Source organism: Muricauda sp. SCSIO 64092 (genome assembly GCF_023016285.1).
Taxonomy (GTDB): Bacteria; Bacteroidota; Bacteroidia; order Flavobacteriales; family Flavobacteriaceae; genus Croceivirga.
On record NZ_CP095413.1, the window covers coordinates 269,845 to 290,830 of the forward strand.

The 20,986-nt window shown below is 47.2% G+C and carries 16 protein-coding genes; 8 read left to right on the forward strand and 8 right to left on the reverse strand.

Annotated features, from left to right (window positions below; genetic code table 11):
• Positions 1–418: 418 nt before the first annotated feature.
• On the reverse strand, positions 419–6,451 hold the full coding sequence (locus L0P88_RS01085; protein WP_247132801.1) for a BspA family leucine-rich repeat surface protein: 6,033 nt from the start codon (positions 6,449–6,451) through the stop codon (positions 419–421).
• Between the two features lie 925 nt (positions 6,452–7,376).
• On the opposite strand from L0P88_RS01085, the gene L0P88_RS01090 reads away from it, so the two are divergent.
• From L0P88_RS01090 to L0P88_RS01115, 6 genes are all read left to right on the forward strand, one after another.
• The gene (locus tag L0P88_RS01090; RefSeq protein ID WP_158779868.1) at positions 7,377–7,859 is read left to right on the forward strand and encodes a DUF4870 domain-containing protein; all 483 of its coding nucleotides are present in this window, start codon (positions 7,377–7,379) and stop codon (positions 7,857–7,859) included.
• Positions 7,859–8,368 carry a nuclear transport factor 2 family protein gene (locus L0P88_RS01095; RefSeq protein WP_247132802.1) on the forward strand — a complete coding sequence of 170 codons (510 nt, stop codon included), beginning with the start codon at positions 7,859–7,861 and terminating at the stop codon, positions 8,366–8,368. Before L0P88_RS01090 ends, L0P88_RS01095 begins: the two co-directional genes overlap by 1 nt.
• Positions 8,369–8,608: 240 nt before the next feature.
• Positions 8,609–8,938: a PadR family transcriptional regulator gene (locus L0P88_RS01100; protein ID WP_158779870.1), complete on the forward strand. Its 330-nt coding sequence runs from the start codon at positions 8,609–8,611 to the stop codon at positions 8,936–8,938.
• A gap of 11 nt (positions 8,939–8,949) precedes the next feature.
• Positions 8,950–10,671: a PspC domain-containing protein gene (locus L0P88_RS01105; protein WP_247132803.1), complete on the forward strand. Its 1,722-nt coding sequence runs from the start codon at positions 8,950–8,952 to the stop codon at positions 10,669–10,671.
• A gap of 166 nt (positions 10,672–10,837) precedes the next feature.
• The gene (locus L0P88_RS01110; RefSeq protein WP_247132804.1) at positions 10,838–11,560 is read left to right on the forward strand and encodes a head GIN domain-containing protein; all 723 of its coding nucleotides are present in this window, start codon (positions 10,838–10,840) and stop codon (positions 11,558–11,560) included.
• Positions 11,561–11,895: 335 nt separating this feature from the next.
• Positions 11,896–12,345, forward strand: coding sequence for a hypothetical protein (locus L0P88_RS01115; RefSeq protein ID WP_247132805.1), 450 nt, complete (start codon positions 11,896–11,898; stop codon positions 12,343–12,345).
• Positions 12,346–12,421: 76 nt separating this feature from the next.
• Here L0P88_RS01115 and trxB read toward each other — a convergent pair whose 3' ends face one another.
• On the reverse strand, positions 12,422–13,390 hold the full coding sequence (gene trxB, locus L0P88_RS01120) for a thioredoxin-disulfide reductase (protein ID WP_247132806.1): 969 nt from the start codon (positions 13,388–13,390) through the stop codon (positions 12,422–12,424).
• Positions 13,391–13,595: 205 nt separating this feature from the next.
• Between trxB and L0P88_RS01125 the strand changes: the two genes are divergently transcribed.
• The gene (locus L0P88_RS01125) at positions 13,596–14,021 is read left to right on the forward strand and encodes a BLUF domain-containing protein (RefSeq protein ID WP_247132807.1); all 426 of its coding nucleotides are present in this window, start codon (positions 13,596–13,598) and stop codon (positions 14,019–14,021) included.
• Positions 14,022–14,031: 10 nt separating this feature from the next.
• On the opposite strand, the gene L0P88_RS01130 is transcribed toward L0P88_RS01125, so the two are convergent.
• From L0P88_RS01130 to L0P88_RS01150, 6 genes are all read right to left on the reverse strand, one after another.
• On the reverse strand, positions 14,032–14,979 hold the full coding sequence (locus L0P88_RS01130; RefSeq protein ID WP_247132808.1) for a Na/Pi cotransporter family protein: 948 nt from the start codon (positions 14,977–14,979) through the stop codon (positions 14,032–14,034).
• 92 nt (positions 14,980–15,071) lie between these two features.
• A complete protein-coding gene (locus tag L0P88_RS23905; RefSeq protein ID WP_281499705.1) occupies positions 15,072–15,203 on the reverse strand; it encodes a hypothetical protein in 132 nt (43 codons plus the stop codon).
• Positions 15,204–15,259: 56 nt separating this feature from the next.
• Entirely contained in the window at positions 15,260–16,003 is a 744-nt protein-coding gene (locus L0P88_RS01135) for a succinate dehydrogenase/fumarate reductase iron-sulfur subunit (protein ID WP_247132809.1), read from the reverse strand.
• Between the two features lie 31 nt (positions 16,004–16,034).
• Positions 16,035–17,942 (reverse strand): fumarate reductase/succinate dehydrogenase flavoprotein subunit, encoded by a 1,908-nt coding sequence (locus tag L0P88_RS01140; protein WP_247132810.1) that lies wholly within the window; start codon positions 17,940–17,942, stop codon positions 16,035–16,037.
• 7 nt (positions 17,943–17,949) lie between these two features.
• Positions 17,950–18,603: a succinate dehydrogenase cytochrome b subunit gene (locus L0P88_RS01145; RefSeq protein ID WP_247132811.1), complete on the reverse strand. Its 654-nt coding sequence runs from the start codon at positions 18,601–18,603 to the stop codon at positions 17,950–17,952.
• A gap of 24 nt (positions 18,604–18,627) precedes the next feature.
• Positions 18,628–19,422 carry a universal stress protein gene (locus L0P88_RS01150; RefSeq protein WP_247132812.1) on the reverse strand — a complete coding sequence of 265 codons (795 nt, stop codon included), beginning with the start codon at positions 19,420–19,422 and terminating at the stop codon, positions 18,628–18,630.
• A gap of 418 nt (positions 19,423–19,840) precedes the next feature.
• On the opposite strand from L0P88_RS01150, the gene L0P88_RS01155 reads away from it, so the two are divergent.
• Positions 19,841–20,983 carry a universal stress protein gene (locus tag L0P88_RS01155; RefSeq protein WP_247132813.1) on the forward strand — a complete coding sequence of 381 codons (1,143 nt, stop codon included), beginning with the start codon at positions 19,841–19,843 and terminating at the stop codon, positions 20,981–20,983.
• The last annotated feature ends 3 nt before the right edge of the window (positions 20,984–20,986 follow it).

The window sequence follows — 20,986 nt, forward strand, 5'->3', positions numbered from 1 at the left end:
ACCGATGTCTACTGGATACGAATAAATAATTGATAATCAGTATGGTAAATGCAAAATGTTCGAATTCCACCTCTTAAAAACCTATTTTTTTAGAGATCCCTTGTAAGTGGCTGACAAATAGAATTTTGTGACGATAATACACATGGCTACTACTCCCTAAAACTAATTATTGGGAACAAACGAGATCCAAAGTACTATTTATTGGACCTAAATTGCATTCCAAAGAATCAAACTGCTATTTGTTTGTAAGCACGGTCCATATCAACAGCAGTCTACCGATCAGAAAGCAAAGTGTGGGTTTTCCCTGTTATTTCGAAATGAGGATGTAACAACGATTGAGAAATTTCGTCAATAGGCTTTAGATTTCTCCCGTTGTTTATGGCAATCCTATGTCCAATCTGTTCGCATGTTTCCCTGCTTATCGGTTCAAATAGACAATGCCTTGGGCCGGTGGTGTGGTCCCATCCCCGAAATCTATCGTATAATAGTACACCCCATTGGGCAGTTTGTCGTCCCCCAGGATAATACCGCGGCTCGCACTACCATCCCATTCCGGGGTTCTTATATTGCCTTTGTACACCAAAGTACCGTTACGGTCATAAACCGCCATGGTGTAATTGGGGTAGTCATCTTTCAACCAGGAGATGGAAAAGGTATCATTAACCCCATCCCCATTTGGTGAGAACCCAAGTTTGTCCGCCTCTGGGACCTCAATACAATTTTCGAGGACAACCCTTATCGCGACCCGTTCGGAGGTACATCCATTGCCGTCCTCCAACAATCCATAATAGCGGGCACCATCCACAAGGGGAACATCGCCTTCCAGTTCCATGGTGCTGTCCACTTCCGAATACCAACGTACAGTACCGCTACCTGAAGCTGCCAAATCGGATATCGTGGGGGCTTCCGAAGTACAGAAACCCTGCTCTTCCCCGGCCTGAAGGACAGGAGTCTCCAAAACGGAGATCACGGAGGTGCCCGTAAGGGTACAACCGTTGGCCAAGGCGACCATAACGGTGAATTCCTCCCCGTCCGAGACATTGGTCACTTCTGGATTCCGCATATCAGGATTACTGAAAATGGCGTCCCCATTACTGGTCCATGACCATGAGGTCCCCAATCCGCTCGTCTCGTCCAATTGCAGGGGGGAACCCTGGCAGATTGGTCCGTTGTTGGTCACCACAATGGTCATCACCGGGGGAGCCACCGTTACTGTGGCAGTGCAGAGGGTTGGATTACCACTTTCATCGGTTGCGGTAAGGGTCACGATGTTCTCCCCCACATCCGAGCAACTGAAGCTGGTCCTGTCCAGTGAAAGGGTCAAAGTACCACCACTATTGTCGGAAGAGCCGTTGTCCACATCCGCTGTGGTAACCGTCGTACTACCCGAAATATCCAGTTCCACCGTGAGGTCCTGGCAAATGGCCGTGGGGGCAATCTTGTCCTCCACGGTAATTGCGACCTCACAGGTCGCTACATTACCACTGTTGTCGGTCACCGTAAGGGTCACCGTGTTCACTCCAAGGTCATCGGCGGTGAAGCTACGCTGGGAAACATCCAAAGAGATGTCACCACAGGCATCTCGGGAACCATTGTCCACAGAGGCTGCATCCAGAATGGCCAGACCATCAGTGCTCAGTTGGATTGTTGTCGCCTGGCATAACGCCATTGGCTGAATCTTGTCCTCCACCGTTACCGTGGCCGTACAGCTGTCCGAGTTGTTGCTGGTGTCCGTTACGGTCAAGGTCATCCCGTTGTCCCCCAAATCGGAACAGCCAAAACTGGTTTTGGAGGGGGAAAGGGTAAGGGCGGTGCCGCTGTTGTCGGAGGAGCCATTGTCGATGTCCGATGTGGCGATCGTTGCACTGCCCGAGGCGTCCAGTTGTATGGTAATGTCCCGGCAAATGGCCGAGGGGGCAATCTTGTCATCCACAGTCACCAAAGCGGTACAGGTATTCGAGTTGTTGTTGGGGTCGGTCACGGTAAGGGTCACGGTATTGTCCCCAAGGTCGGCGGCGCCAAAGCTGGTCTTTGACAACGCCAGGGTAACGTTCCCACAGGCATCGCTGGAGCCATTGTCCACGTCCGCCGCCACAATCGTTGCGCTGCCCGAAGTGCCCAGTTCCACAGTAATGTCCTTGCAAATGGCTGTGGGGGCCGTTTTGTCCTCCACAGCCACCAAAGCCGTACAGGTATGCGAGTTGTTGCTGGTGTCAGTAACGGTAAGGGTCACCGTGTTGTCCCCCAAATCGGAACAGCCAAAGCTGGTCTTTGACAACGCCAGGGTAACGTTCCCACAGGCATCGCTGGAACCGTTGTCCACGTCCGCCGCCACAATCGTTGCGCTGCCCGAAGTGCCCAGTTCCACAGTAATGTCCTGGCAATTTGGCGCAGGGGCGGTCTTGTCCTCCACAGCCACCAAAGCCGTACAGGTATGCGAGTTGTTGCTGGTGTCAGTAACGGTAAGGGTCACTGTGTTGTCCCCCAAATCGGAACAGCCAAAGCTGGTCTTGGAGAGGGAAAGGGTAAGGGCAGTGCCGCTGTTGTCGGAAGAGCCGTTGTCGATATCTGATGTAGCGATCGTTGCGCTGCCCAAGGCGTCCAGTTGTACGGTAATTTCCCGGCAAATGGCCGAGGGGTCCGTGTTGTCCTCCACGGTCACCAAAGCGGTACAGGTCTTCGAGTTGTTGTTGGGATCGGTCACGGTAAGGGTCACCGTATTCACTCCAAGGTCATCGGCTGTGAAGCTGCTTTTGGACACCTCCAAGGAGACATCTCCACAGGCATCGTTGGAACCATTATCCATAAGGGCAGCATCAAGACCAACCTTACCGTCAGTACCCAGTTCCAGCAATACCTCCTGGCATAGTGCAGTCGGCGGGGTATCTTCTGGACTATCGCCATAAAAGTTGAAGCTCATCGCGGCACGTTCGTCCCCGGCCTCACAATAGACCAGGCCATCGGCGCCAATGGCGGCACTGGCGGTAAGGTTCTGGGTGTGCCAGCCCTTCAGCGTGGCGTCCCAGTTCGCCTCGGAGAGCCCCGTACCGTTGAGCATGGCAGCACCATTGAACAAACTGGCCATGTTCCAGGCCCCAAGGTTCTGGTCAAAGGAACTTGCCCCATCGAACATGCTTTGCATATCCCCTACCTTGCCCACGTTCCAGGAACTGAGGTCCCGGTTAAAGGCGCTTGCGTCATGGAACACCGACCACATGCTGGTCACATTGCCCACATCCCAGGAACCGATGTCCCCGTTAAAGGAGGTCGCGCCCCAGAACAGGTACTGCATACCCGATAAACTGGACGTGTTCCAGGCGAGGTCCTGGTCAAAGGACGTTGCGAAACCGAACATCCCCTCCATATCCCTCACACTGGACACGTTCCAGGAGCCGATGTCCTGGTTAAAGGCGCTTGCACTGGTGAACATATAGATCATATCGGTCACACTGCCCACATCCCAGGAACCGATGTCCCCGTCAAAGACGGTCGCGCCGTAGAACATGGCTCTCATATCCCTTACATTGGCCGTGTTCCAGCTGGCGAGGGAGCCCAGTTTCCCCGTAAGCGAGGTACAGTCATTGAACATCCATCTCATACTGGTCACGTTGCCCAGATCGGGCGCATCGAGGGCCCTGATCTCCAGATTGCCACAGCCCCTGAATGCCTCTTCCATGGTGGTCCAGGCAATGCCGCTGCCCCATTGGTCCACGGAAAGCAGCTTGCTGCCCCCGCCCTTGAACCCGGTCAGCGACCCGGAACCCGCATTGCGAAGGGCCACCTGTATCTCCCCTGCCGTATAGCTGTTACCGTCAGGGTCCGTATATTGGGTGACATCCACATTAGTGGTCCCGGTCTGGTCGAACAGGTCAAAAGAACCGTCATTGCCCACGTCCACATCGTAGGTCCCGATGGCGGGAATGGTGATGGACGTATCGGTGGACGAGCCGGATTTGGTCGTATCCCAAGTCGTGACAAACAAGATGGAATTGGGCTCCACAGTTACCGTGATAGTACAGTAGGCCGTTTGGTTATTGGCCGGGGTTTTTACCGTAAGGGTTACCGTGTTATCACCAAGGTCGGTGGTCGTGAAGGTGTTCCGTTGCAGGGTCAGGGAAACATCTCCGCAGCCATTGCTACCGTCATCCACAAGGTCTTCTGTCAAAGTAGCCGTACCGGTGGGGCTCAGTTGGACCGTCACATCCTTGCACAAGGCCGTCGGCAGGTCCTGCGAAACGCCGTCACCGGTAATGGCAAAGTTCATCGAGCCACGCTCGTTGAAGGCCTCGCAGTACACCAGGCCAGAGGCTCCGACGGTAAGGCCGTTGGAGCCCTGTCCGTGCCAACCCACCAGCGTCGCGTCCCAGTTGGCAACCGAAAGCCCCGTCCCGTTGAGCATGGAGGTCGCCAGGGTCAACAGCCCAAGGTCCCAGCCGCCCAGGTCCTGGTCAAAGTCGGTTGCCCCATTGAGCATGGAGGTCATATCCGTCACGCTCCCAGTGTCCCAACTGCCGATCTCCCCGTTGAAGGACACCGCCCCGGAGAACATACCGGACATATTGGACACACCAGCCGTGTTCCAGATCGCAAAGCCCGTGCCCCCCTCAAGGGACGTACAGCCCTTGAACATATCCGCCATGGTGGACACACTCCCCAGGTTGGGGGCGTCATCCGTCCCCACCTTCAGGTTCGTACAGCCCTCAAAGGCGCCTTCCATGGTCCCCCAGGCCACATTGGTGCTCCATTGGTCCACCGAGAGCAGCTTCTCACTGTCGCCACCGTCCGTGCCACCAAAGTGTATCCGGGTCAGGGTCCCCGCCCCAGTGGCCGCACTGCTGAGGGCCACCTGTATTTCCCCGGCGGTATAGTTGCCATTGGTTGTAGGGTCGGTGTAATCGGTCACGATCACCGTTGTGGTCCCGGTCTGGTCGAACAGGTCGTAGGTGCCGTCATTGCCCACGTCCACATCATAGGTACCCGTGGCGGGGATGGTGATGGAGGTATCGGTGGACGAGCCGGATTCGGTCGTGTCCCAGGTGGTGACGAAGGCGCTTGTTGGGTAAGCCACAATGGTGACCTTGGCCGTACAGCTACTACTGTTCCCATTGGGGTCGGTGACCGTCAGGGTCACCGTCTCCTCACCAATATCGGAGGTTACGAAGCTGACCTTCGATAAGACCAGCGAGGCGATTCCGCAGGTATCGCTGGAGCCGTTGTCCACGGAAGCGATGGCCAGGGTACCCGTCCCGTCAGCGGCCAGTTGTACCGTAGCCGATTGGCATACCGCCGTTGGGGCCACGGTCTCCTCACCGTCCCCGGTAATCTTGAAACCCCTGTCTATCAGCTCGGCCCGCTGGGTGCCTGCCGTACAGTATTCCAGTCCTGTGGCATGGATGATAACGTTGTTGGAGTTGGTAATCCCCTGTCTGTGCCAGCCGATAAGCGTCGCGTCCCAGTTCAGGGCCGAGAGATTACTTGACCAGAGCATACTGTTCCCATTGGAGACCTTGCTTAGGTCCCAGGCCCCCAGGCTCTGGTCAAAGGCCCCTGCAAATATGAACAGCCCCCCCATATTCTCCACACTACTGGTGTTCCAACCACTGAGGTCCCCGTTGAAGGATTTCGAATTGGCGAACATTTGCGCCATATTGGTCACGCTACCCGTATTCCAGGAACCTATTTCCCCGTTGAAGGAATCCGTACCGGCAAACATGTCGGACATATTAGTCACCTTGCCCGTGTCCCACGAATCAAGGTCACGGTCAAAGATGGCCGTACTGGTGAACATAAAGCTCATATCGGTCACGTTACCGGTGTTCCAGTAACCGATGTCCCCGTTAAAGCTGTCCCCATCACGGAACATGCTCCCCATATTGGTCACGTTGCCCGTGTCCCAATTGGAGAAGCCCGCGGCCCCCGTAACCGAAGGGCACCTATCGAACATCCCGCTCAAACTGGTCAAACTGCCCAGGTTCGGGGCATCCGTTGCCCTGATTTCCAAATAGTCACAGCCACGGAAGGCATTCTCCATGGTGGTCCAGGCGATGCTGCTCCCCCAGTTGTCCACGGAGATCAGCTTCCATCTGTCCCTTACATTGTTGAAGTTTATCTGCGTCAGCCCACTGGTCCCAGCGGCATTTCGAAGGGCCACCTGTATCTCCCCGGCAGCATAGCTGTTACCATCAGGGTCCGTATATTCGGTGACGTTTATCTCGATGCCCCCGGTCTGGGCCGTAAGGTCATATTCCCCATCATTACCCAGATCCACATCGTAGGTCCCCGTCGCCGGAATGTAGATTGAGTTGCTGTCGGAAGAACCCGTCCTGGTCGTGGTCGTGCGCCAGGTGGTGATGAATTCGTCCTGGGCAAACAGGCCCGTAGTCATCCATAAATAGGTAAAACAGGCAAGCAGGGGCCTCCAAAGGCCCATAAAATGGTTTGTTCTCATCATATATCAAGGTATTTGCACAAAAGAATCGATGTTAAATCGACCGATAGTGTTGTATTAAAAAGAATCGGCCCGAACCCCATCCCAGAGGCCATGGCTTTGGTTTTGGTACTGGATACCGGAGATGGACAAAAAGGGAATACGGGGTGTACTGGAATTTCCAAATACCCTTTCCTGCACAACCTCCCGTACATTGTTTTCCTATTGTTCATCAAAACAATTGGCATCCTTATAATCCAATCATTCCCAATCCATTAAACCGAGCGGACCCGTTTTTTTGGACTGGAAGTGCCATAAGATTTGGCAAGTGGGAAGGCCCCGTAGGAATTTTCCTCTTTCAACGCACATGACACTTTTTCAAGTAAAAGTATTCCCTTGGGTCCAACACTTTAACACCAATGTAATAAGCGCTCTATTTCGATGTAACAATCGTCTGTATTTGGCAATAAGTGGGAGATCCTAAGGGGTTGATTATCTAGTGACCGCTGGAACAGGGTTTGGTCATGCTCCGGTCACACACTCCAATGGCCACGGAGCCCGAGGAAGTCATTGCCCATCTGATAGAAACGTCCTTTTCCAATGTCCCTTGTTTGGAAACCAATCAATAGCATTTAAAACCCTTATCATAGATCCCATAAGGAGAACGCCTGCGTTAAACGATGTTGAACCACCCCTTCAACTGACCCAGAATTCCAAAAAATCCAATTTCCAAGGAAGGAAAGGAACCTGATTCTTCCGGAAATCAACACAAAATGGCCATCAATTCTATATGGTTTGCCCCTCCTCCATGGCCAAAATCCTTCAATCTAAATTTGTTAAATAAAAGTTAAATTATAGTACTTTGTTTTGCATAGTACCATCTTTTGGATATATATTTGCATCGTAAGCTAATAGGTTAAACTATTTTCAATCAAAAATCGAACTAAAAATGGCAACCGTATTAACCAAACATGAGCGCAACTTGTCGGCAATCATCCATGCGTCGACCTTTTCAAAGTATTTTATCCCCTTTGGAAATTTTATTCTTCCATTGATACTTTGGACCGCCAACAAAAAGGAATACGACTTTGTGGATTACAACGGTAAACAGGCTTTGAATTTTCAAATCAGCATGTTGTTGTACTCCATAGTGGTCAGTCTGATCAGCATTCCTTTCTTTATTGGTTTTTTACCGGATCTATTGGACGGGAATTTTTGGGGCTTTCATGGATTGAGCGACCTAAACAACCTGAATATCCATATTAGCAGTGATGATTTCAGATGGGGTCGGTTTTTCTGGCCCGTGGGAATAAGCGGAGTGTTACATGCCGGCTTGGTAGTGATCAATGTGGTATACACTATTTTGGCCACCATACGTACCAATGAGGGGCAACATTTTCAATATCCATTCACCATAAAATTCATAAAATAATGAAGGGAGTTGGAAAAATAGCATTATTGGCCTTTGGGATGCTGAGCATGAATCTAAATGCCCAATCCGATACTGAAAATGCGCTTTATACAACGCTTAAGGCGAAGGACAGTATTTTATTTGATGCCGCCTTTAACAGTTGTGGAATTGCCACTTTACATACCCTGTTCACAATGGATTTTGAGTTCTACCATGATAAGGGAGGCATTACAGAAGGCCGGGATACCTTTGTTGGCCGCATAGCCGACGAATGTTCCAACAGAAAACCGGGTGCCCAACAACCTGCCAAAAGGATTTTGGTGCCGGGAAGTTTGGAAGTATATCCCTTATACCAGAACGGACGGTTGTATGGTGCCATTCAACATGGGGTGCACAGTTTTGAATTTTTAAATGATTCAGGGGAATATCAAAAGGGAGATATTGCAAAATTCACCCATGTCTGGATTTTGGACGGAGATGAATGGAAAATTAAACGGGAACTGAGTTACGACCATCAGTTACAACAATAATCATTAGTGATCAAGCTGTGCCTGGCACAGTGGAAAAATCGAAATAGGAGTTTAATCATCAACCTGTGCCAAGCACAGTAGAAGTATCAAAAAACGAACAAAAACAATTTGCCCTGAGCTTGGTAGAAGGGCCATCAATCAACAATCAACCAAAAACCGTTTCCACTCCCGCTGCTCATCACAGCGGGGCTGGGTGGAAACCAAAAACGAACAGTTAATTAATTAAGGAATCCTAAAGTTATGAACATAGAAAACACAAAAGCACAAATGCGAAAAGGGGTTCTGGAGTATTGCATTCTTTCCATTCTTAGGGAAAATGACAAATATGCCTCAGAAATTCTTGGAGCCCTTAAAGACGCAAAGATGCTTGTGGTGGAAGGTACCATTTACCCTTTACTTACCCGATTAAAAAATGCGGGGCTGCTCAACTATCGTTGGGAAGAGTCCACGTCGGGACCACCTCGAAAATATTATGCCCTTACGGAGACAGGTCAATTGTTCTTAAAGGAATTGAACGGTACCTGGGACGAACTTAGAAATGCAGTAAACTTGGTAACCAACAACACATAAGAAATCAAAAAATGAATAAGACAGTAAATATAAATTTAGCAAATACCTTCTTTCACATAGATGAAGAAGCGTACAACAAGCTAAGGCGATATCTGGAGTCCATAAAACGCTCGTTTTCGGGCACGGCCGGTAGCGACGAGATCATTGCCGATATCGAGGCCCGTATTGCCGAACTCTTCTCCGAAAAAATGGAGCATGACAGGCAGGTGATCACCCAGAAGGAGGTAGATGCCGTCATTAACGTAATGGGGCAGCCCGAGGACTATATGGTGGATGAGGATATCTTTGAAGATGAGCCAAGGCCAAAATCCAAACCAATGTCCTCCCAAAGGGTCAAAAAGCTCTACAGGGATAACGAGCAAAAGTATATTGGAGGTGTATGTTCCGGTCTGGAACATTACCTGGGCTTTGATGCCCTTTGGATCCGATTGATCTTTATTCTTTTGGCCGTATTTACAGGTTTTGGCTTAATAGCCTATATCCTATTATGGATTTTGGTTCCGGAAGCCACCACTACCTCGCAGAAATTGGACATGCGGGGAGAGCCCATCAACATCAGCAATATAGAACGCAAAGTAAAAGAGGGGTTTGATGATGTTGCAGACAAGGTCAAAAACGTTGACTACGAAAAAGTAGGCAGCAAGGTCAAAAGCAGCTCCAAGACCTTTTTTGACACCATTGGTGATATTTTCATGTTTTTATTCAAAGTATTTGGAAAATTTATAGGCATCTTATTGATAATCATTGGTGCAGCCACCCTGATAGGCCTTTTTGTGGGATTGGTCACCGTAGGTGTTATCGATATCGTCCATTTCCCGGGTGTTGATTTTTACGATATTGTAAATACCACCGGTGCCCCGGTATGGTTGGTCTCTTTTTTATTGTTTTTTGCTATTGGTATCCCTTTCTTCTTTGTCCTTTATCTGGGCCTGAAGATCTTGGTCAACAACCTTAAGTCCATTGGGAACATTGCCAAGTTTACCCTTCTGGGTGTTTGGTTGTTATCCATTGCGGTCTTAATTGCACTGGGGGTCAGGCAAGCGGCGGCCCATGCCTTTACAGGGACAACGACGATTAATGAGGAGTTTTCATTACAACAGCCCACGGACACAATTGCCATACGTATGCGGTCCACGGAAAATATTGAATATGATCAAAGGTTCAACTTTGACGATCTGGCGATGGTCTATGATGAAAATGGGCAGGCATTGCTTTATTCCGAAGATGTGAGGTTCAACATTAAAAAATCCACGGACAGCATCATTCGTTTGAAAGTAAAAAAAGACGCGGACGGAAGTTCTTTTGAAGAAGCCAGGGAACGTTCCTCAATGATTGCCTACGGCTATACCTTTTTAGGAAATGAATTGGTCCTCAATGATTTTTTGACCAGTAATATTTCGGAAAAAATGCGTAACCAAGAGGTGAGGAACATCGTCTATATTCCTGAGGGCATGGTGGTGAGGTTTGATGATTCGGCCAAAGGAAACATAGGCAGGAGCACAAAAAACGACAAGGATCTTTACCGAAATGATATAATTGATTACCTATGGGTCATGGGCAGCGATGGCGAATTAAAATGCCAGGACTGCCCGGATGACCTTGATTGGAACGACGATGACAGCGGACGGATCATTATCAATGAAGACGGGGTTGACATTAACATAGAGGATGGCAATGACTCCTTTAAAGTGAAAGTAGATGAGAACGGAGTGGAGATAAAAGCCAAGGATTGATGACAATTCAGCCTTAAAAATTTACAATTGGGAAAGTTTTAATAGAAAAGACAGCACTTAAATACGAATTTCATACTGAATTTATCTCGGTATCCATTGAATTAAGAACCATATCAATCAATTAATAACGAATCCTGGAACAAGTCCAGAACAAAAAACAACAATCATGACTACACTAGCAAGAATTGCAATCGCAGCACTACTGGCCCTTTTTACGTCTTCCTGCGCCTTTGACATCAGCTTTGGCGAAGGTAAAAGGGGGAACGGCCAGGTAGTAGAAGAATCCCGTGAGGTCGCGGATGGGTTTACCGCAGTCTATGCCTCTGAAGGCCTGGATGTCTTTGTGACCCAAGCGGACAAATTCAGTATCAATGTTGAGGCAGATGAAAATATCATTGACCTCATAGGGACGGATATTAGGGACGGGCGACTTAAGATCCATGCCATTGAAAATATTGGCAGGGCCACCAAAAATGTGTACGTTACATTGCCGGAAGTCAATGTCTTGGAAACTTCGAGTGGCGCGGATTTAATCGCGCAAAACACCATCACCTCGGATAAAATTGAATTGGAGGCCAGTAGCGGTTCCGATTTGGAAGTAGAATTGGATGCCTCAACCGTAGTTGCGGAATCCAGTAGTGGGGCAGATATTAAGGTTTCCGGAAAAGCAGAAACGCTTTATGCGGATGCCAGCAGCGGGGCTGATATTAAGGCCAGAGGGTTACTAACAAAAAAATGCATTGCCAATGCGAGCAGTGGATCGGACATATCCGTCAATGTTTCGGAATCCCTTACAGCGGACGCCAGCAGTGGTGCGGATATATCCTATACCGGGGAAGCCACGGTCCAAAAAAGAAAGTCCGTTTCGGGAAGCGTATATAAGTACTGAACCTAACTGATTTCCCATTGAACAAAATCCCGAATTCTTCGGGATTTTTTTATGGGTGACCTTTAGAACTTTTTTTGTTCCACCCACTACTGTGTACCAGATACGGAAGGAATGCGGGTGCATTGCCAAAAGGCCTGCCCGTTCCGTTAGGGCCGGCCTTTATCCACGCAAAAAATGCTGTTTTTCCCCAAGCCCCCGGGCTTAAGACCGGTTTTTAAACAAATGGCAATACTAATTTGAATCAATCTCAATTTGATTCTATTTTTTTTAAATTATTCACAAAAAAATTAGTAACTTTTTAGAGAATTCATTGCTCCAACAAAAAACTACTAAAAATGAAAAAAGTATTAGGACTGCTATTCTTGATGCTGATTTTAGTTTCAGCCACTGAATTGACCTTCAACGAACCCGATGCTTTTCATTCCATTGAAGGGACCTGGGAATTGGTAAGCTTTCACCATTATGATGATGGTGTGAACATTTCAAGTACGGAACCAAAGGCCGAGGGGTATCGACAAGTAAAAATGTACTATAACGGGAAAGTAATGTGGTCAAGATATGTTCCTGGCCAACCCAATGGCCGCTTTGGGTATGGAAATTACTTTATTACCGAAGATGAACTGCACGAAACCATTGTATATGGAGATAATGAAATGATGAAGGCTTTGGATACCCTAACCGAATTTGTATTTGAACTGGAACTCCAAAAGGATACCTACAGCCAAATAAGCCTGGATGAGGAGGGCAATCGTACCTTCTCTGAAAATTACAAGCGTATTGACTAATTAAACATAACCAATCAAATACTAAAAACGCTGGGTCCGGGACCCAGCGTTTTGCTTTAGTGCACCTTACCCCCTATTACGAACCCACAGGTTCCGAGGTCTCTATGGTTGCTAAGTAACGTTCGGCATCCAAAGCTGCCATACAACCTGTTCCGGCCGCCGTGACTGCCTGTCTGTAGATTTTGTCCTGAGCATCACCACTGGCAAATACACCCGGTTTATTGGTTTTGGTGGAACCCGGTTGCGTAATGATATAACCCGTGTCGTCCATATCCAATTGTCCTTTAAAAATGGCCGTATTGGGGGTATGCCCTATGGCGATGAAAAGCCCGGTAATGGCTATTTCCTCTTTTTCCCCTGTTTGATTGTTGACCATACGTAGGCCCTCTACCACTTGCTCGCCCAATACTTCATCTATTTCCGTATTGTAACGAATTTCAATATTCTCCAGATTATTTACGCGATGTTGCATGGCCTTGGAAGCCCGCATATGGTCTTTCCGTACCAACATGGTTACCTTTTCACAGATATTGGCCAAATACGAAGCTTCTTCCGCAGCGGTATCCCCGCCCCCTACTATGGCCACTTCCTGACCTTTGTAAAAAAAGCCGTCACAAACCGCGCAGGCCGAAACTCCACCTCCACGTAAGCGCTGTTCACTTGGCAAACCCAAGTATTTGGCAGATGCGCCCGTGGAAATGATGATGGTTTCCGCCTCGATCTGTTTACTGTCATCCACGGTAACCCTATGGATTCCCCCAACCTCATCACTCAATTCCACAGCGGTAACCATTCCAATACGCACATCCGTTCCAAAACGCTCGGCCTGTTGTTGCAATTGGGACATCATAGTTGGGCCATCGACCCCTTCGGGGTATCCGGGAAAGTTATCCACTTCCGTAGTGGTAGTCAACTGTCCTCCGGGTTCCATACCTGTATAGACCACAGGTTTTAAATCGGCCCTAGCTGCATAAATGGCAGCAGTGTAGCCAGCAGGTCCCGATCCTATGATCAGTGTTTTTATTTGTTCTATTTGTTCAGACATATGCTTTTCCTCTAACATTTATACTAAAACAAAAGTAGGTGATTTGGTCAAAAACTTACAGTTTCCAAAAATAGCTTTTAAACAAAAGACTAACAATGTAGCTTTAAAGCCCAGGAAGTAAAACCAAGGAATAGGCATGGCGGACATTCCATTGCAATGATGCAATAAGTAAGATTTTTCCTTCGTTCTATGGATAAATAAAGTCATGAAAGCCGTATTGTACCTAAGCAAAGCCAATCAGGAATTTGATAAGGAAAGTTTAAAAGCCCTGGAATTACAATCTGCCGAGAACAACAGGAAGTTGGGGCTCAGTGGTTATCTCTATTTTGATGGTTCCAAATTCTTGCAATATCTCGAAGGGGAAGAAGAAAACCTAATGCCCCTACTGAACAAAATACGTGAGGACTCCCGTCATGAATTTTTATGCGAGACCCAAGAAGAAATCCCCGCAAAACGATTTCCCGAATGGAACATGAAAAATATCCAAAGTATGGTCCTTGAATTGGGCCTGGTGGAAAAAACCATCATTCAAACCCTCAGTATTTTTGTGGAAAAGGGATACCACCTGGACAAGGGCATTTCCCGCGATTTATTTAAGCTGATGGACCATTTAAAAGTGGTCACTTTTTAACACGCCATCATCAAACCTTGGCCAATTTATCCGGTAGCCAATAATTCAACAATCTTTCTGCCATACCCACAAAGGGCAGGAAGACCATCACCCCGGCAATATTAAAGATCATATGCGCATTGGCAATTTGATTGTCCAAAGCCTGGCTTTGGGACACCCTTAAAACGAAGTTGAGAAAGTGGTCAAAAACCAACAATCCAATTATAATGGTCGTAAAATTGAACAACAGATGAAAAAGGCCAGCTTTAATGGCCTGCCTACTGCCTTTTATCGTTGCAATTAACGTATCCGAACAGGTGCCCAATTCCGAACCCAACATAATGGCCAGTCCCCCGGCCAAAGAGATAAGCTTCTGTTTCCCCAGCACAATGGCCATACCGACCGTAGCACTTGATGATTGGACAATGAGGGTAATGAGTCCCCCAACTAAAGTACCTTTTATCAGATTTTGATCAATATGGGTTATCCATTCCTCAAATACTACACTGTCCCTTAATGGAACTACCGACCGTTCCATGATAAAGAGTCCAAAAAACAGCATTCCAAAATAGAACAAGGCGCTGCCGTATCTTTTTAAGGTCTCGCCCCGGGCAAAAAATTCCATCGCCAACCCAACGATCAAGGGAACAACGGCATATTTTCCAATATCCAAGGCTATCAACTGACTGGAAAAGGTTGTTCCAATATTGGCGCCCATAATGATCCCTATGGCTTGTTTAAATCTCAGTGTTCCTGCATTTATAAAGACAATGGCAAGGATAATCACTGCTGAGGACGAACCCAAAAGAATGGTCAGGACCGTGCCAACCACAATGGACAGGACTAGGTTACCGGTATACTTGGCGATTATCCGTTTGGCTTTCTCCGTGGCAATGTCCTGCATGGTTTTGGAGAGCCTCGATATCGCATAAATAAAAAGTAAAAGTCCTCCCAATAATAGGGGAAGTATTTCTATCATTAAGTGTATTTAGCTTAAGAACCCATTTAAAGTTGTTGTAGGTAAATCCTTAAAAATACTTGAAGGTGAGAGGATAGTTTTCAACCAAAAGGCTATGAAATGGTTAACTTTTTGTTTCCTATTGGTCCTGCGGACTCCTTTCCTTGATTGGACTGATTTTCTTTGCAAGCACCAAAGAATAAGGCAAAACCCAACAGGGCACTAAGGGTAATCTTCTTTTTCATTTTTCTCTTTTTAGGTAATCTCAAACACGATTCCCAAACCCATTCCTGGATTTAGGCTACCCCAACCATTTGGCCTTGGTCCTTCTCGCATTCATCTCTGCGATATTGAGAATGGAGATTCCTTCCGGGCATTCCACTTCACAGGCCCCGGTGAACGTACAACTCCCAAATCCTTCCAACTCCATTTGACGGGTCATTTCCAAAACCCGTTTGGAGGCTTCTTGTTTTCCCTGGGGCAAACTATTTAAATGATTGATTTTAGCAGCGGTGAACAGCGAAGCTGAGGAATTTTTACATGTGGCCACACAAGCGCCACAGCCAATACAAGCAGCGGCATCCATAGCTTTGTCCGCAAGCTCTTTTCCAACCAAAATGGCATTGGCCTCCGGAGCCGTTCCGGTTTTTGCGGATATATACCCCCCTTTTTCAATGATATTGTCCAAAGCGGAACGATCGACCACCAAATCCTTGATAATGGGAAAAGCACTGGCCCGCCATGGTTCCACCACTATGGTTTCCCCATCTTCAAAACTTCGCATATGCAACTGACAGGTGGTCATATGGTCATGTGGGCCGTGGGCCCGCCCATTGATGAAAACCCCACATTGTCCACAGATGCCCTCCCGGCAATCGTATTCATAGGCAATGACCTTTTTATTGATGGACACCAAAAGTTCATTGAGGTGGTCCAAAGCTTCCAAAAATGACATATCTTTTGTAAGTCCATCTACCTCGTACGATTCAAAATTGCCTTTGCTGGCCGCATTTTCCTGCCGCCATATTTTGAAAGTGACCTTCATATCCTATTGTGGTTTATTGCCTTTTCCATTTCTATTTATAACTTCTTACGGTAGGTTGCACATTTTCAAACGCCAGGTCTTCCCTATGTAGGTTAAAATGCCCCTCATTATACTCCCAAGCGGAAACATAGGAATAGGTATCGTCATTCCGTAGGGCCTCACCCTCACTGGTTTGAAATTCTTCCCTAAAATGCGCCCCGCAGGACTCTTCGCGTTCCAAAGCATCGGTGCACATCAATAGCCCCATTTCCAAAAAATCGGCCAGGCGAAGTGCTTTCTCCAATTCGGTATTCATCTCCTTATGCCCTCCGGTCACATTGACCTCATTCCAAAAGGCATTGGTAATCCCCTTGATTTGGGCAATGGCTTTTTCCAACCCCTCCGCATTTCTGCTCATGGCGCATTCCTGCCACATTACCTTGCCCAGTTCCCGATGAAAATGGTCCACTGTTTTATTGCCCTGGACAGAAAGCAATTTGTTGATATGTTCCTTCACCTCATTTTCCACCTTTTCAAATTCGGGATGTTCAGTGGTAGGGTGATCCTCTTTTAAGGCATGGGCCAGATAATTATTGATGGTGTTGGGTAATACAAAATAGCCATCAATGCTTGCCTGCAACAACGAATTTGCCCCCAAACGATTGGCCCCATGATCGGAAAAATTGCATTCACCGATGGCATATAGGCCCGGTATGGTGGTCATTAGCTCATAATCTACCCAAAGTCCGCCCATGGAAAAATGGGCAGCCGGGGAAATCTGCATAGGTTCGTTATACGCATCAACCCCAGTTATCTTTTTGTACATTTTAAAAAGATTGCCGTAGCGATCTTTTATGGTCTCCATACCAAAACGCTCGATGGCATGTTTAAAATCCAGATATACTGCGTTTTTAAGTCGGCCTACTCCGTACCCCGAATCAATCCGCTCCTTGGCAGCCCTGGAGGCAATATCCCTGGGGGCGAGGTTCCCAAAACTTGGATAACGCCGTTCCAAATAGTAATCGCGCTCCCCTTCGGGGATGGTATTGGCCTTTCGGTCATCCCCTTTCTTTTTAGGTACCCAAATTCGCCCGTCGTTACGTAAGGATTCGGACATCAATGTTAGTTTGGATTGTGCCTCACTGGTCTGTGGCAATGCGGTGGGGTGTATTTGGGTAAAACTGGGAGCAGCAAAATAAGCTCCCCTTTTATGGGCCTTCCAAATGGCACTCCCATTACATCCAATGGCCAGGGTTGAAAGTCGGAACACACGGGAGTAGCCCCCTGTGGCCAATACCACGGCATCTGCGGCAAAACGCTTTAACTTACCCGTTATCAAATCCCGGACAATGATTCCTTTGGCCCTTCCTTCAATGACCACTAGATCCAATAGTTCGTGACGCGGAAACATTTCCACTTTTTTGGCGCGTTTCATTTTGTACAACTGGGAATAGGCCGCCAACAGAAGCTGTTGTCCCGTTTGACCGCGAGCATAAAAAGTTCGCTGTACCTGAACGCCACCAAAACTGCGGTTGACCAGTACGCCACCGTACTCCCGGGCAAAAGGTACGCCTTGCTGTACGTAATGATCGATCAAGGGAGCGGAAAGTTCGGCCAGACGGTATACATTGGCCTCCCGTGAACGAAAATCCCCCCCTTTTAAGGTATCGTAGAACATTCGCCATACACTATCCCCATCATGCTGATAGTTCTTTGCGGCATTGATACCGCCTTGCGCGGCTACGGAGTGGGCCCTTCGGGCAGAATCCTGATAACAAAAGCATTTGACATCATACCCTAATTCGGCGAGCGTTGCAGCTGCACCTGCACCTGCCAGTCCCGAACCCACAACTATAATGTTCAGCTTTTTCTTGTTGGCAGGGTTGATCAGTTGCGCCTTTATCTGATAGTTGCGCCATTTGTTTTCCAGAGGTCCTTCGGGAATTTTTGAATCCAACATCTTCGAGCTATTTAAGGAATACAATAGATGGAATAATACCAAAACCCACGGCTATGATAATTGCATACACCAAAGAGACCTTGGCTATGGTCCTGAGTCCCCTTTTGTGGTAAAAACCCAAGGTCATAAAAGCACTTTTCAATCCATGGTGAAGGTGCAACCCCAAGGGAACCATCAGTAGTGTATAGAAAACAACATAATAGCCATTTTGAAACAGGCTATAGGTTACCTCATAGACATCTACATGGCCATTGGCATCCAGACCTACCCCCTCACCCATCCCCAGTTTGATACGGGCCCAAAAATTGGCAAGGTGCACCACTATGAACAATAGGATGGAAATACCCAAAAGCCCCATATTTTGGGAGGTCCAACTGCTGTTCTCCTTATATTGGTTTACCAGGTAACCTTTGGTTTTGGCCTTTCGGTTATTTATCGTAATCAAGAGGGCGTAGATCACATGTAAGATAATGGAAAGGTACAATATATAGGCTACGATCTTTATCAAGGGACTCTCCCGTAAGGTGGTCGAGTACGAATTGTACAAACTTCTAGCGGTTTCCTCGGGCAATACCAAAATACTGTTGGCGGAAAGGTGCACAATCAAAAAAATACAAAGGAACAGTCCCGTAAGTGCAATAATCGATTTTCTAAAGAACATTAAGAGCCTGTTTAGGATTTTAGCTTAATCGTGGAGAATGAGTAACGGTACGGGGCTATTGAAGGTTTGTTTCAACGTAACACTTTCGTTCAGCAGACGATCCATAAATCCTTTCTTTGCCCGAATAAGGCAAACCAACCCAGAAAAGTCCTTCATCAAGTATTCGTTCAAATCCTTATTGGTATCGCCTGTACCAAAGGCATAGTCAACGGAAGTACTCAAATCCTTCATGGCCTCCAGCACCTTTTCAATTTGAGGGGTTTTCTCATCGGCAATATGCAATATTTTTATGTTGCTTTGATGCATGCCGGCGATTTTAACAAGTGGGCCGATGACCTTGGGATCAGAAAAAGGGTCATCGCTAACGGCAAATACAATTTTCTCCAAGGGCCTATACGTATGCCCGTCCGGCACCACAATTACAGGAGCAGAGGTTTTGGAAACGACCCCTCCAGCCACACTGCCCATAAATACCTCTTTAAGTCCGCTAGCCCCTTTGGTGCCCATTACAATAAAGTCATAATGCCCACTATCCCCCAATGAAGCAATTGCGGAAACGGCGTAGTCTTTAACGATCCTCGTTTTAAAAACCACTTCGGGGTGGTCTTTTTGAACGTTTTCCAAAAGTCCATCCATTCGTTTTTTGGCGTCCTTTTCCAAAACGTCATCAATGTTTTTCATAAGCAGTGCTGTAGACCTTGCACCGTAAATGTGCAATATGGTCACTTCCAAAGAAGTAGTACTAAAAAGTTGAATGGCATAGGACAATGCATTGGAAGACGTATCGGAAAAATCAACGGGGACAAGAATCTTATTCATTTTTAATTCATTTAGGGTGAATGACCATTTGACTGGATATCATTTATGCAACCATCAAAGCTTGAGCGTCATCTCCAAGAGGATATGACAGCGGCTTATTATTTCAATATATTCTGAAATTTAACAACAGATTCTTTAGCAAAACTTTAGAAGGAAAAGGCGCCCAAAAAAACCGTAAAATGGTTACTTCACCCCCATCTTCTTGCTACTTAGGCGGTTGGAAAGCCCCTTTTTTCAATTTCGATGGAGCACCTATGATTATTTGATTATACTGCCCGATTCTTAAGTTTCTCTAAAGAATTCTTCAATAGTTTTATTGAGATTGGAAATGGTACACGAAGAGGCCGTTTTAAACTGCGGCAACGGTAGTGGGGTACCTCATCCGTATATTGTTAACCCTAGTTAAAGGCACGATATCATGAAACTTTTGGAAAAGATTTTAGTAGCACAGGATTTTAGCCAGTCCTCCGAAAATGTAGTATCCAGTGCCATAGAATTGGCCAAGATATTCCAATCCACAATTGTACCCATTCACATACTCCCGGATGATGTTTTAAACGAAAAGGTGAGGACATTGCTGAACGAAACGGCACTGACCAAATTGAAGGAGACCACTGATCAAATTAAGCATGAGGGGGTAGCGGCCGAAAAACCATTGCTTATGGTTGGCTCACCCCATGAGGCCATCACCAGGGCGGCAGTAGATGTCAGTGCCAATCTCATTCTGTTGGGTTCGGGTGAAACCAAAAAAGGGGATACTTTTAGATTGGGTACCACGGCCGAGCGCATCATTCAAAAAAGCGGAAAGCCCATTTTTGTGATAAAGGAAGGTGTTTTACTTAATGTACAACACATTTTGTGTCCCGTGGATTTTTCCGACCCTTCCAAACGGGCGCTTAAAAATGCAATTACGATGGCCCGTAGGTTCAAATCGGAATTGACCATACTGGCCGTATGCGAACTGCAGGGCTCCACTTGGTTCACTTCGGAGAAGGACAAAGAATTGGAGAACGAACTCAGGTATCGCATGCACAAAGAGGAATTTGATTCGTTTTTGAAGGAATTCAATCTAACCGGTCTCAATTGGACAAAGGAAATCCCCAAGGGAAATCCTTCCGAGGAAATACTCAGCACCATTTCGAAGAAAATGATCGATTTGCTTATTATAGGGACTTCCGGCAGAACCGGGTTGAACCGAATGCTTATGGGAAGTGTTACCGAAAAAGTAATACGGGAAGTTCCCTGCTCCTTCCTCACCTTAAAATCCGAAGATGCCATTTCCCTACAATTGGAAACCAACATTAGGAACATCGAGGAACTTCATGGCACCGCTATGAAATTAATGGAAGATGGTTTTTATGAGGAGGCCATTGGCCAACTCAAAGCCTGCCTGAACATCAATAGCATGTATGTACCTGCCTATACCGGTTTGGCCAAGGTTTATGAAAAGCTGGACCAACCGGAAAGGGCCAAAGTATATAGAAACAACGCAAAGGATATCATGGACAAGATTTGGTATCAAAAAATAGAGGAAGAAGTCCGCAAACTACGCGGTAGCTAAAAA

Bases quoted from the DNA above. Each gene is read 5' to 3' on its own strand.
- L0P88_RS01085 (WP_247132801.1), bottom strand. From the start codon at position 6,451: ATGATGAGAACAAACCATTTTATGGGCCTTTGGAGGCCCCTGCTTGCC.
- L0P88_RS01090 (WP_158779868.1), top strand. From the start codon at position 7,377: ATGGCAACCGTATTAACCAAACATGAGCGCAACTTGTCGGCAATCATC.
- L0P88_RS01095 (WP_247132802.1), top strand. From the start codon at position 7,859: ATGAAGGGAGTTGGAAAAATAGCATTATTGGCCTTTGGGATGCTGAGC.
- L0P88_RS01100 (WP_158779870.1), top strand. From the start codon at position 8,609: ATGAACATAGAAAACACAAAAGCACAAATGCGAAAAGGGGTTCTGGAG.
- L0P88_RS01105 (WP_247132803.1), top strand. From the start codon at position 8,950: ATGAATAAGACAGTAAATATAAATTTAGCAAATACCTTCTTTCACATA.
- L0P88_RS01110 (WP_247132804.1), top strand. From the start codon at position 10,838: ATGACTACACTAGCAAGAATTGCAATCGCAGCACTACTGGCCCTTTTT.
- L0P88_RS01115 (WP_247132805.1), top strand. From the start codon at position 11,896: ATGAAAAAAGTATTAGGACTGCTATTCTTGATGCTGATTTTAGTTTCA.
- trxB (WP_247132806.1), bottom strand. From the start codon at position 13,390: ATGTCTGAACAAATAGAACAAATAAAAACACTGATCATAGGATCGGGA.
- L0P88_RS01125 (WP_247132807.1), top strand. From the start codon at position 13,596: ATGAAAGCCGTATTGTACCTAAGCAAAGCCAATCAGGAATTTGATAAG.
- L0P88_RS01130 (WP_247132808.1), bottom strand. From the start codon at position 14,979: ATGATAGAAATACTTCCCCTATTATTGGGAGGACTTTTACTTTTTATT.
- L0P88_RS23905 (WP_281499705.1), bottom strand. From the start codon at position 15,203: ATGAAAAAGAAGATTACCCTTAGTGCCCTGTTGGGTTTTGCCTTATTC.
- L0P88_RS01135 (WP_247132809.1), bottom strand. From the start codon at position 16,003: ATGAAGGTCACTTTCAAAATATGGCGGCAGGAAAATGCGGCCAGCAAA.
- L0P88_RS01140 (WP_247132810.1), bottom strand. From the start codon at position 17,942: ATGTTGGATTCAAAAATTCCCGAAGGACCTCTGGAAAACAAATGGCGC.
- L0P88_RS01145 (WP_247132811.1), bottom strand. From the start codon at position 18,603: ATGTTCTTTAGAAAATCGATTATTGCACTTACGGGACTGTTCCTTTGT.
- L0P88_RS01150 (WP_247132812.1), bottom strand. From the start codon at position 19,422: ATGAATAAGATTCTTGTCCCCGTTGATTTTTCCGATACGTCTTCCAAT.
- L0P88_RS01155 (WP_247132813.1), top strand. From the start codon at position 19,841: ATGAAACTTTTGGAAAAGATTTTAGTAGCACAGGATTTTAGCCAGTCC.